This window comes from Bradyrhizobium sp. (assembly GCF_049581145.1).
In the GTDB taxonomy this organism is placed as follows: domain Bacteria; phylum Pseudomonadota; class Alphaproteobacteria; order Rhizobiales; family Xanthobacteraceae; genus Bradyrhizobium.
Window position 1 is genome coordinate 1 of the sequence record NZ_JBAURI010000565.1, and the last position, 12,837, is coordinate 12,837.

At 63.6% G+C, this 12,837-nt stretch carries 14 protein-coding genes; 6 read left to right on the forward strand and 8 right to left on the reverse strand.

Features of this window, described 5'->3' with window-relative positions:
- Positions 1–1,346: multicopper oxidase family protein (locus WCB02_RS18685; RefSeq protein ID WP_423960268.1), on the forward strand; the 1,346-nt coding region annotated here is incomplete at its 5' end.
- Positions 1,347–1,516: 170 nt separating this feature from the next.
- On the opposite strand, the gene WCB02_RS18690 is transcribed toward WCB02_RS18685, so the two are convergent.
- Positions 1,517–3,016: an NAD(P)H-hydrate dehydratase gene (locus tag WCB02_RS18690; RefSeq protein WP_423960271.1), complete on the reverse strand. Its 1,500-nt coding sequence runs from the start codon at positions 3,014–3,016 to the stop codon at positions 1,517–1,519.
- Between the two features lie 377 nt (positions 3,017–3,393).
- Between WCB02_RS18690 and WCB02_RS18695 the strand changes: the two genes are divergently transcribed.
- Entirely contained in the window at positions 3,394–3,732 is a 339-nt protein-coding gene (locus WCB02_RS18695; RefSeq protein WP_009027873.1) for a P-II family nitrogen regulator, read from the forward strand.
- Positions 3,733–3,907: 175 nt separating this feature from the next.
- The gene (gene glnA / locus WCB02_RS18700) at positions 3,908–5,317 is read left to right on the forward strand and encodes a type I glutamate--ammonia ligase (protein WP_423960273.1); all 1,410 of its coding nucleotides are present in this window, start codon (positions 3,908–3,910) and stop codon (positions 5,315–5,317) included.
- Positions 5,318–5,412: 95 nt separating this feature from the next.
- On the opposite strand, the gene WCB02_RS18705 is transcribed toward glnA, so the two are convergent.
- On the reverse strand, positions 5,413–6,186 hold the full coding sequence (locus WCB02_RS18705; protein ID WP_423960274.1) for a gamma-glutamyl-gamma-aminobutyrate hydrolase family protein: 774 nt from the start codon (positions 6,184–6,186) through the stop codon (positions 5,413–5,415).
- A 198-nt stretch (positions 6,187–6,384) separates the two neighbouring features.
- Between WCB02_RS18705 and WCB02_RS18710 the strand changes: the two genes are divergently transcribed.
- A complete protein-coding gene (locus WCB02_RS18710) occupies positions 6,385–7,515 on the forward strand; it encodes an AI-2E family transporter (protein WP_423960275.1) in 1,131 nt (376 codons plus the stop codon).
- Here WCB02_RS18710 and WCB02_RS18715 read toward each other — a convergent pair.
- The 6 genes from WCB02_RS18715 to WCB02_RS18740 all read right to left on the reverse strand — a co-directional run bounded on the left by WCB02_RS18715 (position 7,512) and on the right by WCB02_RS18740 (position 11,221).
- Positions 7,512–7,808: an antibiotic biosynthesis monooxygenase family protein gene (locus WCB02_RS18715; protein WP_423960276.1), complete on the reverse strand. Its 297-nt coding sequence runs from the start codon at positions 7,806–7,808 to the stop codon at positions 7,512–7,514. The two genes, WCB02_RS18710 and WCB02_RS18715, sit on opposite strands and share 4 nt — an antisense overlap.
- 98 nt (positions 7,809–7,906) lie before the next feature.
- On the reverse strand, positions 7,907–8,155 hold the full coding sequence (locus tag WCB02_RS18720; RefSeq protein ID WP_423960277.1) for a hypothetical protein: 249 nt from the start codon (positions 8,153–8,155) through the stop codon (positions 7,907–7,909).
- 25 nt (positions 8,156–8,180) lie between these two features.
- Positions 8,181–9,416 carry a diguanylate cyclase gene (locus WCB02_RS18725; protein ID WP_423960278.1) on the reverse strand — a complete coding sequence of 412 codons (1,236 nt, stop codon included), beginning with the start codon at positions 9,414–9,416 and terminating at the stop codon, positions 8,181–8,183.
- Positions 9,417–9,690: 274 nt separating this feature from the next.
- A complete protein-coding gene (gene rpsI, locus WCB02_RS18730) occupies positions 9,691–10,167 on the reverse strand; it encodes a 30S ribosomal protein S9 (RefSeq protein ID WP_423960279.1) in 477 nt (158 codons plus the stop codon).
- A 1-nt stretch (position 10,168) separates the two neighbouring features.
- A complete protein-coding gene (rplM, locus tag WCB02_RS18735) occupies positions 10,169–10,633 on the reverse strand; it encodes a 50S ribosomal protein L13 (protein WP_423960280.1) in 465 nt (154 codons plus the stop codon).
- A gap of 156 nt (positions 10,634–10,789) precedes the next feature.
- Positions 10,790–11,221 (reverse strand): PaaI family thioesterase, encoded by a 432-nt coding sequence (locus tag WCB02_RS18740; RefSeq protein ID WP_423960281.1) that lies wholly within the window; start codon positions 11,219–11,221, stop codon positions 10,790–10,792.
- A gap of 80 nt (positions 11,222–11,301) precedes the next feature.
- Here WCB02_RS18740 and WCB02_RS18745 point away from each other — a divergent pair, with 80 nt between their 5' ends.
- Both WCB02_RS18745 and WCB02_RS18750 read left to right on the forward strand, forming a co-directional pair.
- Complete coding sequence (locus WCB02_RS18745; protein ID WP_423960283.1) at positions 11,302–12,123, forward strand: enoyl-CoA hydratase; 822 nt, start codon at positions 11,302–11,304, stop codon at positions 12,121–12,123.
- Between the two features lie 52 nt (positions 12,124–12,175).
- A complete protein-coding gene (locus tag WCB02_RS18750; protein ID WP_423960285.1) occupies positions 12,176–12,760 on the forward strand; it encodes a CoA-binding protein in 585 nt (194 codons plus the stop codon).
- Positions 12,761–12,837: the final 77 nt, after the last annotated feature.

Genomic DNA, 12,837 nt, shown 5'->3' on the forward strand with positions numbered 1-12,837 from the left:
CTGGACATACCGGACGAAAGATGGTCCGCATCAGCCTCATGGCAAAGCGGATTCTGCAAAAGCCCCGACGCGACGTGCTGGCCGGATTGGGCGCTGCGGCGCTTGCTGCCAGCCTGCCGCGAGTAGCTACCGCACAAGCGCCCCAATCGCTGGCGCTGCAGGCAAAGCCCCGCACCATCGCGTTGCGGCCGGGTCAGGCGGAAACGCCGGTCTGGTCGCTTGAGCGCCAGCCCCCGCTGCCGCGCCTCAAACGCGGCCAGCTCGAAATCGGCATGCGCAACCAGCTGCCGGTCTCGGCCGCCCTGGACTGGCGGGGTTTGGACGGGGCCCTGGATGCCGAGCCGCTGACGGCTCGTGTGCCGCTCGCTGCCGGCGCGCAGACGAGCTTCGCGATTGCGCTTCGCGACGCGGGAACCTCATTCTGCGATCTCTGGCTGCTGGGCGACGGCGAAGCCAGACCCGCACGGCCACTTCCGATCGTGGTTGAAGAGGATAAAGCGCCCGAGATCGATCGCGACGAGCTGTTTTTGCTGGAAAATTGGCGGATTCGCGCTGACGGGACCGTGGTCGCACCCGGCACGGCAGCGAATGACACGCAATCCCTCTACACGGTCAATGGGCGGGTCTTGACCGATATTTCCATGCGGCAGCATCAGCGGCTGAGACTGCGCTTCATCAATGGCGTGCAACGCCAGATCGTTGCTGTCAAAATCGACGATCACGACGTCTGGGTCATGGCGCTGGACGGTCAGCCCTCCGAACCCTTCCTGGCCCGCAACGGCGCGCTGGTGCTCGCCCCCGGCGGCCGGGCTGACGTTTTTGTCGATGCATCCGCAGCGCCTGGCTCGAGCGCCCAGATCCTGCTGCATGACGGCCAGCAATCCCGGCCAATTGGCCGGCTGATCACCTCAAACGAGCCGGCGATGCGCCAGTCGCCGCTGCCACCCGCAGCAATGCTCCCCACCAATGGCCTGCCGGCCGAGCTCAATCTGAAGAACGCGCTGCGTTTCGAGCTGCCGCTCAACGGACCGGAATGGGTCGCGCCGACGCATTTTGTCGTATCCGCGACACCCGCCTTCCAGGCCAAAGCCGGCCGCATCGTGGTGCTGGCACTGAGCAACCGCGCTTCGATTGCCAGCGTTTTTCATCTGCACGGCCATCATTTCCGCCTGCTCGACCGGCTCGACGATGGCTGGAAGCCGTTCTGGCTGGACACACTCGCGGTCGAGCCGGGCCAGACCCAACGCATTGCATTCGCGGCCGAACATGCCGGACACTGGCTGCTGGAATCGACGGCCACCGATTGGGCCGCACCACGGCTTGTGCGATGGTACGGCGTCGGCTGAGGAAACGCTCCCGCGAAGGCTATTCCTGCCATCCGCGGCATGGCCGCGCGTATCCTGATCCCATGCCGCGACCGCTGAAGAGAGCCTTCGGCGTCATCGATGCGGCGTCCTTGGTGCCAGTGAACCCACGCGACGCGTCCATGTCCGCGAGTTCGAGCTGCCGAACCGTTTCAATAATCGATCCCGAACTCGTCATAGATATGCCGGTGCACGGCGGGGAGCACTTCCGGAAGATCTTCCGCGATCAGGCCGGGACCGGCCTCGCGCGCCGCCTCGCCGTGCATCCAGACCCCCATGCTGGCGGCCTCGAACGCCGGCACACCCTGCGCCATCAGGCCGGCGATGATTCCGGCCAATACGTCACCAGCGCCGGCGGTGGCGAGCCAGGGCGGCGCATTGCCGGCGATGGTCGCGCGCCCGTCCGGGGCGGCAACCGTCGTGTCGGGCCCCTTGAGCAGCACCACAGCGCCCGAGCGTTCGGCCGCCGCCCGCACCCGCTCCAGTTTCGAACGGCCAGGATGCTTGTTGCTGATGTCGCTGAACAGCCGCGGAAATTCGCCCTCATGCGGGGTGAGCACCACCTGCGCCTCGTGCGCCGCCTTGATGGATTGAAACAGCCGCTCCGGCGCGCCGGCAAAACTCGTCAATGCGTCGGCGTCCAGCACGACATGCCGTTGGGCCGAAAGCGCGGTGTGGACGAAGTCGACGGTCCGCGTGCCGATGCCGGCGCCCGGCCCGATCACGATCGCATTGAAACGCTTGTCGGCGAGTTCCTCGGCGAACTCGACGGGGGTGTCGACGGGGCGAACCATCACCGCCGTCAACGCGGTGGCGTTGACCACCAGCGCGTCACGCGGCGAGGCCAACGTCACGAGACCCGCTCCAGCCCGCAGGCTGCCACGGGCCGACATCCGCGCCGCCCCGGTCGCGGCGATTCCGCCGGAAACCACGAGCACATGGCCGCGCGCATATTTGTGACCGTCGATCCGCGGCACCGGGAATGATTCACGCCAGAACGGGGGGGTGTTTTCGAAGGTCCGCGGACGGATTTCCGCAAGCACGGCCGCGTCGATCCCGATATCGACAACCCGCACGCGCCCGCATTTGATGCGACCCGGGAGCAGCAAATGTGCCGGCTTCCTTCGGAAGAATGTCACGGTCTCGACCGCACGGACCGCCGTTCCCGTGATGGCAGACGTGGTGCCGTTGACGCCACTCGGCAGGTCGACCGCGAGCACCGGCGCGCCATTGGCGTTGATGGCCTCGATCATATCGTGGGCCTCGCCGGTGACGTTCCGGCTGAGACCGGCGCCGAACAAGGCGTCGATGATCAACGCAGGCTTGCCGATCGCCTGGGGATTGAACGGCAGCAGCGGGAATTTCCATCCGCGCGCCGCGGAAGCCGCATCGCCTTGCAGGGCGTCGCGCTCACACATCAGGATGACCGACACGTCGCGCCCCTGGGCCGCGAGTTCGGCGGCAGCCACAAAGCCGTCGCCGCCATTGTTGCCGGGACCGGCCACGACCAGGATCGGTCCGTCTTCCGCGAGACTCGTCGCGGCTTCCGCGACGGCCTGGCCGGCGCTCAGCATCAGCGCGAATCCGGGCGTGCCTGCCGCAATGGTCAGCCGATCTGCGCGTTCCATCTCAGCGGTGGTCAAAACTTCCATGCCGACTCCACCCTTGAACCCGCCTTATCCTGAGGCACATCCCTGCGGCATGCAGCTCCGACATGCCCGTCACTGCATACCGTTTGATCTATTTGCCTATTTCACAGGCTTCGCTATTCTGGCACCGGTCGCCCCGAGCCGGCGGATGCTCCTTAAAAGTCTGATAACGTTCCCCAAACAGGCCCCTCAACAACTTGGCATAGACCCTGCTTTTGAGGAAGCGCTTCGGTTCGTCGTGCTTAATGGCCGTGAACGCCGCGGTCGCCGCCGAACGGTCGGCAGAGCCCAGAACAGGCGATCGAACAAACCTGCGCATTATGCGCGACCCGACGACTAAATTGCACTTTTTGAATCTGGAACTGCCTGGGAGGCGCTCAGTGAAGAAGATCGAAGCCATCATCAAGCCATTCAAGCTCGACGAGGTGAAGGAAGCGCTCCAGGAAGTTGGGCTGCAGGGCATCACCGTGACTGAGGCCAAGGGTTTCGGGCGCCAGAAGGGACATGCCGAACTCTACCGGGGCGCCGAGTACATTGTCGACTTCCTGCCCAAGGTCAAAATCGAGATCGTGATCGGCGACGATCTGGTCGAGCGGGCGATCGAAGCGATCCGGCGCGCCGCCCAAACCGGGCGGATCGGCGACGGCAAGATTTTCGTCTCCAATATCGAGGAAGCCATTCGCATCCGAACCGGGGAATCCGGACTCGACGCGATCTGACAGCCCGCCCCTCCCGGTCTCAGCGCATCATAGCAATCAGCCGAAAGTGCATGCAGATGCCGATTTGATCGGCCTATTCCATATTGTATTGAGCCCCACCCAACGCTATTGAGCTGTAACCCGCGGTCGTTGCCCGCGGCCGGTTCACGACGACCTGTAGCTGAGAGGGGGATCCATGAAGACCGCCAAAGACGTCCTCAAATCAATCAAGGATAACGACGTCAAATACGTTGACCTGCGTTTTACCGATCCGCGCGGCAAGTGGCAGCACGTGACTTTCGATGCCGGCATGATCGAAGAGGACAGCTTCGCCGAAGGCTTGATGTTTGACGGCTCCTCGATTGCCGGCTGGAAAGCGATCAACGAGTCCGACATGTGCCTGATGCCCGATCCGGTCACCGCGACGATCGACCCGTTCTTCGCCGAGACCACCCTGATCCTGACCTGCGACGTACTCGAGCCGACCACCGGCGAGCCATACAACCGCGATCCGCGCGGTATCGCCAAGAAGGCCGAGGCGATGGTCAAGTCGATGGGCGTGGGCGACAGCGTCTTCTTCGGCCCGGAGGCGGAATTCTTCGTATTCGACGACGTGCGCTATCAAACCACCCCCTACAATACCGGCTTCAGGCTCGACTCCTCCGAACTGCCGATCAACTCCGACACCGAGTATGAGGGCGGCAATCTCGGCCACCGCATCCGCACCAAGGCGGGCTATTTTCCGGTGCCGCCGCAGGACTCGGTGCAGGACATGCGCTCGGAAATGCTGGGCGCGATGGCCAAGATGGGCGTCAAGGTCGAAAAGCATCACCACGAGGTGGCTTCCGCCCAGCACGAGCTCGGCATGAAGTTCGACACGCTGACCTTGATGGCCGACCAGATGCAGATCTACAAGTACTGCATCCACCAGGTCGCCCATATCTATGGCAAGACCGCCACCTTCATGCCGAAACCGGTCTATGGCGATAACGGCTCCGGCATGCACTGCCACCAGTCGATCTGGAAGGAAGGCAAGCCGGTGTTCGCCGGCAACAAATACTCCGATCTCTCGGAGACCTGCCTGTCCTACATCGCCGGCATCATCAAGCATGCCAAAGCGATCAATGCCTTCACCAACCCCTCCACCAACTCCTACAAGCGTCTGGTTCCGGGTTATGAAGCGCCGGTGCTGTTGGCCTATTCCGCGCGCAACCGCTCGGCGTCCTGCCGCATCCCCTACACCTCCAACCCGAAGGCCAAGCGGGTCGAGGTGCGTTTCCCCGACCCGATGGCCAATCCCTATCTCGGCTTCGCAGCGATGCTGATGGCGGGTCTCGACGGCGTCAAGAACAAGCTGGATCCGGGTCCGGCGATGGACAAGGACCTCTACGATCTGCCGAAGGAGGAGCTGAAGGCGATCCCGACGGTGTGCGGTAGCTTGCGCGAAGCGCTCGAGAATCTCGACAAGGACCGCGCGTTCCTCAAGAACGGCGGCGTATTCGACGACGACTTCATCGACAGCTATATCGAGCTGAAGATGACCGAGGTCGAGCGCTTCGAGATGACCCCGCATCCGGTCGAATTCGACATGTATTACTCCGGCTGATCGCCGCGAAGGATCGCGAGAGCTGCAAAAGGCGCCCCGAACGGGGCGCCTTTTCGTTTGAGCCCGCTCGGATTCGTGTCAGTGGCGCGAGCGGATTATGCGTGCCGCTTCTGCGCCGCCAGCGCTTCGCCGAACGCCTGGAACAGCTTGCGGTTGATCGGGTTCTTCTGCGGATCGTATTCGGCGTGCCACTGCACTCCGAGCGCGAAACCAGGCGCATCCGCGATGCGGATCGCCTCGATGGTACCATCCTCCGCCACGCCCTCGACCACAACGCGCGTGCCGGGCTGCAGGATGCCCTGACCATGCAGCGAGTTGACGCGGATTTTCTCGCAACCCAGGATTTTGGCGAACGCCCCGCCGGGCGTCAGGCTGACGTCGTGCCGATCGGCGAAGATGACCTTGGGGTCTGGATGGATCTCGCCATTCTCCAGCCGCGGCATCCGGTGGTTCATCCGTCCGGGCAATTCCCGGATCTCCGGATGCAGCGAACCGCCGAAGGCGACATTCATCTCCTGCAGGCCGCGGCAAATTCCGAACAGCGGCATGCCGCGGGCGACACAGGCTTGCGATAGCGCGAGCGCGACCTCGTCGCGCGGAATATCATAGGGTTCGTGCTTGACGTCGGGCTCGGTATTGAAGCGGGTCGGATGAACATTGGCGCGCGCGCCGGTCAGCACGATGCCATCCACGACGTCGAGTAACGCGCCGATATCGGTAATCTCGGGAGAGGCAGCGAACATCAAAGGCAGCGCGCCCGAGACATCGGCCACCGCGCGCAGGTTGCGCTCGCCGACCATCTGCGTCGCGAATCGATTTTCGATGCGGTAGGCGTTCCCGATCACGCCGACCACCGGCTTCCGTCGCATGCCGCCGTCCATCATCCGTTGCAAACAAGGATCATGCCCGCCCGTCCGCGCCGGATCAACCGTCCCTTTCGCCCGTCGGCGATGCTGTTTTCGGATAAGCTATCCGCCAACCGCTCCGCCTGGGCAGCACCACCGGCTTGATCCCGCCGGCATTTGACGAAAGAGTGTTTTGTGAAACCGGACGATGTGGGGGTCAATGTGACAGAATCGAGCGACGATCGCCGCCAGGCGCGCGGCGATCTGGCGTGGGCGATAGCGGTCGGCGGCATCGGTGTCGTGTCATTCGCCGCGCTGTTGGTGTTCGCCTGGTCTTTCGCCACGACGCTGCTTCTGATCTTCGCTGGCATGCTGCTCGGCACAGCGCTGACTGCCATGACCCGCCGGCTCGGTCAGTTGGTCCGCCTGCCGCAGCCGGTCCGGCTCCTCATCGTCTGCCTGACGCTCGCGGTGTTGTTGTCGGGCGTGGTGTTTCTCGGCGGCGCAACCATCGCCGACCAGGCGACCGTTCTCAGCAATACGATCAAATCGCAGCTGGTCACCGTCAAGGCATTCCTCGACAAGAACGGCATCGACACCAGCTATTTCGAGCTCGGCAACGCCACTGCAACGCCACCATCGGACTCCGCGAGCGGCGCCACGCCGGCGCCTGCACCGCCGCGCAATCTTCCGAGCGCCAGCACGCTCGCCTCGAGCGGCGGCGCGATCGTCAGCCGGACTCTGAAATTGCTGTTGGGCACGGTAGCCGCGGTCGGAAACTTCTTCATCGTGGTGTTTCTCGGGCTCGCTTTCGCGGCGCAACCCGCGGTCTACCGCAACGGGCTGTTGTTCATGACCCCGGCCAAACAGCGTGCCCGCGCCACCGTCATCTTCGACCGCATCGGCGAGACGCTGGAGCGCTGGCTGATCGCGCAGATGCTCACGATGATCGCGGTGTTCGCCGTCACCTGGATCGGACTTTCGATCATCGGCATTCCCAGTTCGTTCATCCTCGGCATCCAGGCCGGTCTGCTCGCCTTCATCCCAACAGTCGGCGCGCTGATCGCCGGCCTGATCGTGGTGCTGGCAAGCCTGGCCTCGGGCTGGATCGCAACACTGAGCGCATTTCTGCTGTTTCTCGGCGTCCATGCGATGGAAAGCTTCGTGCTGACGCCGCTGCTGCAGCGTCAGGCTCTCGACATTCCACCCGCCACGCTGTTCGCGTTCCAGGTTCTGCTGGGCATCATGTTCGGGATCTGGGGCCTTGCGCTGGCGCTACCGCTGATGGCCATCGTCAAGGTCATCATCGACTATTTCAAATTGGACGAGTCATCAGGCGCCGCAGCGGCTTAGCTCGTCAAGACCGTCTCGGTATGTTCGACCTCGGGTGGCGCGGCAAAATATGATCCGACCAGCGCCCGCCAAGCCGCAAAGTCTTCGGAGCCGCGAAAATCGACCGTGTGGTTCTCGAGCGTTTCCCACTTCGCGAGCAGCCGATAACGCTGCGGCTTCTCGATCGACTTGTGCAGCTCGATGCCCTTCGCGCCCTTTGCGCGCATAAATAACGGGCGCGCCTTGGCGCACGCGGCTTCGAAATCCTTCTCGGTCCCGGGCTTGACGTCAATCTGTGCGATTTCGGTAATCATGGGTTTTCGGCCTCTCGTTACGGTCCGGCGTATCTAGCGCGGACCGCCCCAAAGCAAAAGGCACCATGGTGCGCCCCTGTCCAAAATGTCCGACCGGCTCAGGGCCAGAGCAGCATGATTCCTGTCCCGATCAGGGCGATGGCGACGACCAGCAGCACCGGCCAAGGGCCGAGCGCCCGGCCATGGCGGCCACCGTAGCGTCCCTGGGCGCGCCGCTCGCTGATCAGCGCGGTCTCGTATTCGTCTGACGACGAAAACATGCAGGCGAACCCGCCGCGGGCCGACCAGGCGGCGGCTTCGAGCGACAGCAGAGCGACGTCAGCCCCACGCTTCCGGAGTTTACTCATGCCCGAGATAATATCGACCGAACGGTTACCCGGACGTTACCAGGCCTTGCGCAACGGCTGGCCGCAGACGGTCCGCCGCCGAAAGGCCCGCAGTTCGTCGCCGCGCGTGCTCCAGCGAGAGCGGCAGTTCTTCCGCGGCCGCGATGCGGTTGCGCCCACCGCGCTTGGCCTGATAGAGCGCGGTATCGGCTGCCGCCAGCAGCACTTCGAGTTCGGTGCCCGCGGGCCCGCCGGCGACGCCGACGCTGACGGTAGTATCGACCGGACCGTCCTCGACCGCGATGCCTGAATTGGCGAAAACCTCGCGCACCCGTTCGGCGATCATGACCCCCTCCTCGAGCGAGCATGGCAACAGCGCGGCAAACTCCTCGCCGCCGATCCGCCCGGAGAGGTCGGTGATTCGCAGATTGTTGATAACGACGGCCGAAAACAATTTAAGGATCTCATCGCCGGCAGGATGGCCGAAACGGTCGTTGATCCCCTTGAAATGATCGATGTCGAACATGAGCACCGTCACCGGACGGCCGGCGGCCGCCTCGCGCTCGATCAGCCGCGCACAGGCCTCGGCGAAGCCGCGGCGGTTGAAAATACCGGTCAGCGGATCGATCGACGCCGCCCTCTTGTGCGCGCTGACCGTGCGCTCCGACACCAGCATGAAGATGACGAATACGGTGCCGACTGCGTAGAGCACGAGTTCGATCGAGAACACCGTCACCCAGGTGCTGGCGAACTCGTTGTTCGCGGGACGCAAGACGTCGCCGAGCAGGATCGGCAGCATCAGCACGAAGCCGTGCAACACGGGCACCACGATCGCCGGCCAGCGCCGTTTCAGCGTCTTGCGCCGCTCCGCCCACAATTCGGCCGCGGTCAACACCGCATAGATCGCGACGATCGCGGCGCCAATCGTCATCCGCATGGCAACTGCATGCGGGTCGAGCGCGATGACCGCGGCGATCCAGATCACCGCCCCGAAGCTGAGCCCGGGAATGCTGGGCTTGCGGCCATGGAAAACGCGCGCCGCGCTCCAGACCATGCCGCAGGCAACCAGGCCGACGGCATTGAGCGCCAGCGAAAGCATCTCCCCGAGCGCGCCGCCGGCCAGCGTCCACAGCGCCACCGACACCGCGCCGAGCAGATAGGCCGTGCCCCACCATGTCAGCGCGGCACTTTTCTCGTGCTTGCCGAAGAACAACAGCATGGCCCCGAGCAGAGCCGCGATCATGGTGGCAATGAAATAAAGTGTAGGGCTGTCCAGCGACATCGCTTAACCCCAACTCCTGGGAACTCAAGTCTTCAGATCTTCGCGTCGGGTCTTCAAGTCTTAATGCGGCGTATCCGGATCGGCCGGAACAAGTTTGCGTCCATTTACCAAACCGACTGTAGGGACAGCCGCGTTAGAATTGACTTGTGCGCGGCGGAACATTTTCGCGAAAAACTGCGTCGACTTGTCGAAAAAACCGCAACAAAAAAGGGCGCAAACCCTGCGCCCTTTCCGCATCGATGATGGCCGCGATGGCGGCGAATTAGCGAAGCAATTAGCGCTTCGAGAACTGGAACGACTTGCGGGCCTTGGCGCGACCGTACTTCTTGCGCTCCACGGTGCGGGAGTCGCGGGTGAGGAAACCACCCTTCTTCAAGACGCCGCGCAGATCCGGCTCGAAATTGGTCAGCGCCTTGGAGATGCCGTGACGTACGGCACCGGCCTGACCCGACAGGCCCCCGCCGGCGACGGTGCAGATCACGTCGTACTGGCCGTTGCGGGCAGCCGCGACCAGCGGCTGCTGGATCATCATGCGCAGCACCGGGCGGGCGAAATAGGCTTCGACCTCGCGGGTGTTGACCACGATCTTGCCGGCGCCCGGCTTGATCCAGACCCGGGCGACCGCGTCCTTGCGCTTGCCGGTGGCATAGGCGCGGCCGAACTTGTCGACCTTCTTGACGTATTGAGGCGCGTCGGGCGTGGCCGGCTTGAGCTGCGACAGCTGATCGAGCGACTGCATGCTTTCGGCCATGTTATGCGGCCCTCATGTTCTTGCGGTTCATCTTGGCGATATCGACCTTCTCGGGGCTCTGAGCCTCATGCGGATGCTCCGCGCCGGGATAGACGCGCAGATTGCCGAGTTGTACCCGGCCGAGCGGCCCACGCGGGATCATGCGCTCGATCGCCTTCTCCACCACGCGCTCCGGGAAGCGACCCTCGAGGATCTGCCGGGCCGTGCGCTCCTTGACGTGGCCGACAAAGCCGGTGTGCTTGTAATACACCTTCTGCTCGCGCTTGCGCCCGGTCAGAACCGCATGCGCGGCGTTGATGATGATGACGTTGTCGCCGCAGTCGACATGCGGCGTGTAGGTCGGGAGATGTTTGCCGCGCAACCGCATGGCAACGATCGTGGCAAGCCGGCCGACCACCAGACCTTTGGCGTCGATCACGACCCACTTCTTCGTCACCTCGGCGGGCTTTGCCGAAAAGGTTTTCATGTCAGGATCCGTGCAAGGGAATATCGGGCGCGTGAACCGCGCCGAACCGTGCGGCTTTCTAGAGGCAGCTCACGCCCGCGTCAACGCCAAATGCATATGATTTATTCAGTAAAAACAGCAGCTTGAAAATATGGTTTTATAATACCTCGAAAAAGCTCATGGAGTCGGAATGGAATAGGTCGCGGTGACGTGAGCGATGGGCTCGGGCGACGCCCCCGAGGTCAGGCTGACCTCGCCGACCGCCAGGCGCTTGCCGAGCTTCAGGATCTTGGCGGCTGCCAGCACGTCCTGCCCGGGAGCCCCCTTGCGCAGGAAGTTGATGTTCAGGTTGGTGGTGACCGCGAGCCCGACCGGGCCGATCGCCGACAGCAGCACCACATACATGGCGCAATCGGCCAGCGCCATCAGCGTCGGCCCCGACACCGTGCCGCCCGGACGCAGCATGGCCTCGCTATAGCGCTGGCGCAACAGGCAGGTCTCGCCGTCGGCGCTCTCGATAAGGATGTCGCCGCCGGTACGAAAGACCTGGGGAAATTCCACGTGGAGGAACCTTTCCAGTTCAATCACGCTCATTTTCGCAACTGGCATATATTCCCCGTCTCCGATCAACGTTCTCGCCTCGAACCGACTGTTAGTCCATTATGAGCGCCGCCCCAATGGAAGCAAAGATGTCCGCCCAGCCCGCCCTCGCCCTTCCACCGTCGCCACCGGTCTTGTTGCGCGACACGGTCGGCAGCATTGCGGTCCTGACGCTGAACCGGCCGGCCGCTCGCAACAGCCTGTCGGAGACCATGATCGCCGACCTGCACGCGGCGCTCAACGGGATTGCCGATGACGGGAGCATCCGCGCGCTGGTGATCGCGGCCAATGGCCCTGCGTTTTGCGCCGGCCATGATTTGAAGGAACTGACCGTCCGTCGCGGCGACGCCGATGGCGGCCGTGCGTTTTTCGGCCAGCTCATGCTGGCCTGCAGCGCTATGATGCAGGCGATCGTGCAATTGCCGCAGCCCGTGGTCGCAGCCGTGCAGGGCATCGCCACTGCCGCTGGCTGCCAGCTGGTGGCAAGCTGCGATCTCGCGGTCGCCTCGGACGCAGCAGGCTTCGCGACGCCCGGCGTCGACATCGGCCTGTTCTGTTCGACGCCGATGGTCGCGCTGTCGCGCAACGTGCCGCGCAAGCAGGCGCTCGAGATGTTGCTGACGGGCGAGCCGATATCGGCTTCGCGCGCACGGGAGATCGGCCTGGTCAATCGTGTCGTCACCGCGGGCACCGAGCGCGACCAAGCGATCGCGCTTGCGCAGAAGGTGGCGCTCAAATCCGCCTACGCCGTCAAGCTCGGCAAGCAGGCATTTTACCGCCAGGCCGAAATGAGCCTTGCCGATGCTTATCGTTACGCGGCAGAAGTGATGACGGACAACATGATGGCGCGCGACGCCGAGGAAGGCATCGGCGCCTTCGTCGAGAAGCGCGAGCCGAAATGGCGGGATTAGTGCCGCTCCGTCACTCGCGCACCGCCGCAGATAACGCAACGGATCATCCAGAATGAATCACGACGCCTACCCCGACGATTACATCAGGGGGATTCTCGACAGCGTGAAGTCGATTGCGATGGTCGGCGCGTCGCCGGTTGATGTTCGTCCGAGCTATTTTGCCTTCAAATATCTCATGCAACGCGGCTATGACATGATCCCGGTCAACCCCGGCCATGTCGGAAAAAGCCTGCTTGGCCGGCCCTTCGTCGGCTCGCTTGCCGACATCGGCCGTCCCATCGACATGATCGATATTTTCCGCAATTCCAGCCACATCATGCCCGTCGTCGACGAAGCGCTGAGGCTTGCGCCGCTGCCGAGAGTGATCTGGATGCAGCTCGGCGGGCGCGACGACGCCGCGGCCGCCAAGGCCGAGGCCGCCGGCATCAAGGTCGTGATGAACCGCTGCCCAAAAATCGAATATGGCCGATTGTCCTCGGAGATTTCCTGGATGGGCGTCAATTCGCGCACGATCAGTTCCAAGCGGGCTCCGATTCCGACGCAGGGCATGCGGCTGTCGCTGAACCGGATGAGTGTCGGCGGCGGTGCGACCACGGCCTCCGACCGCGCCGCGAAGAACAAGAGCGAAGAGTCGTGACGCAGTTGCGAAAAGATTGTCTCCAAGACTGACGATCCGAAGCATCGGCGTTTCGAACCGCGATCATGCCATCAAGT

What these genes read in the sequence shown, in the direction of transcription:
- WCB02_RS18690 (WP_423960271.1), bottom strand. Translation starts at nt 3,016, where the DNA reads ATGGAAGTTTTGACCACCGCTGAGATGGAACGCGCAGATCGGCTGACC.
- glnA (WP_423960273.1), top strand. Translation starts at nt 3,908, where the DNA reads ATGAAGACCGCCAAAGACGTCCTCAAATCAATCAAGGATAACGACGTC.
- WCB02_RS18705 (WP_423960274.1), bottom strand. Translation starts at nt 6,186, where the DNA reads ATGCGACGGAAGCCGGTGGTCGGCGTGATCGGGAACGCCTACCGCATC.
- WCB02_RS18715 (WP_423960276.1), bottom strand. Translation starts at nt 7,808, where the DNA reads ATGATTACCGAAATCGCACAGATTGACGTCAAGCCCGGGACCGAGAAG.
- WCB02_RS18720 (WP_423960277.1), bottom strand. Translation starts at nt 8,155, where the DNA reads ATGAGTAAACTCCGGAAGCGTGGGGCTGACGTCGCTCTGCTGTCGCTC.
- WCB02_RS18725 (WP_423960278.1), bottom strand. Translation starts at nt 9,416, where the DNA reads ATGTCGCTGGACAGCCCTACACTTTATTTCATTGCCACCATGATCGCG.
- rpsI (WP_423960279.1), bottom strand. Translation starts at nt 10,167, where the DNA reads ATGGCCGAAAGCATGCAGTCGCTCGATCAGCTGTCGCAGCTCAAGCCG.
- rplM (WP_423960280.1), bottom strand. Translation starts at nt 10,633, where the DNA reads ATGAAAACCTTTTCGGCAAAGCCCGCCGAGGTGACGAAGAAGTGGGTC.
- WCB02_RS18740 (WP_423960281.1), bottom strand. Translation starts at nt 11,221, where the DNA reads ATGCCAGTTGCGAAAATGAGCGTGATTGAACTGGAAAGGTTCCTCCAC.
- WCB02_RS18745 (WP_423960283.1), top strand. Translation starts at nt 11,302, where the DNA reads ATGTCCGCCCAGCCCGCCCTCGCCCTTCCACCGTCGCCACCGGTCTTG.
- WCB02_RS18750 (WP_423960285.1), top strand. Translation starts at nt 12,176, where the DNA reads ATGAATCACGACGCCTACCCCGACGATTACATCAGGGGGATTCTCGAC.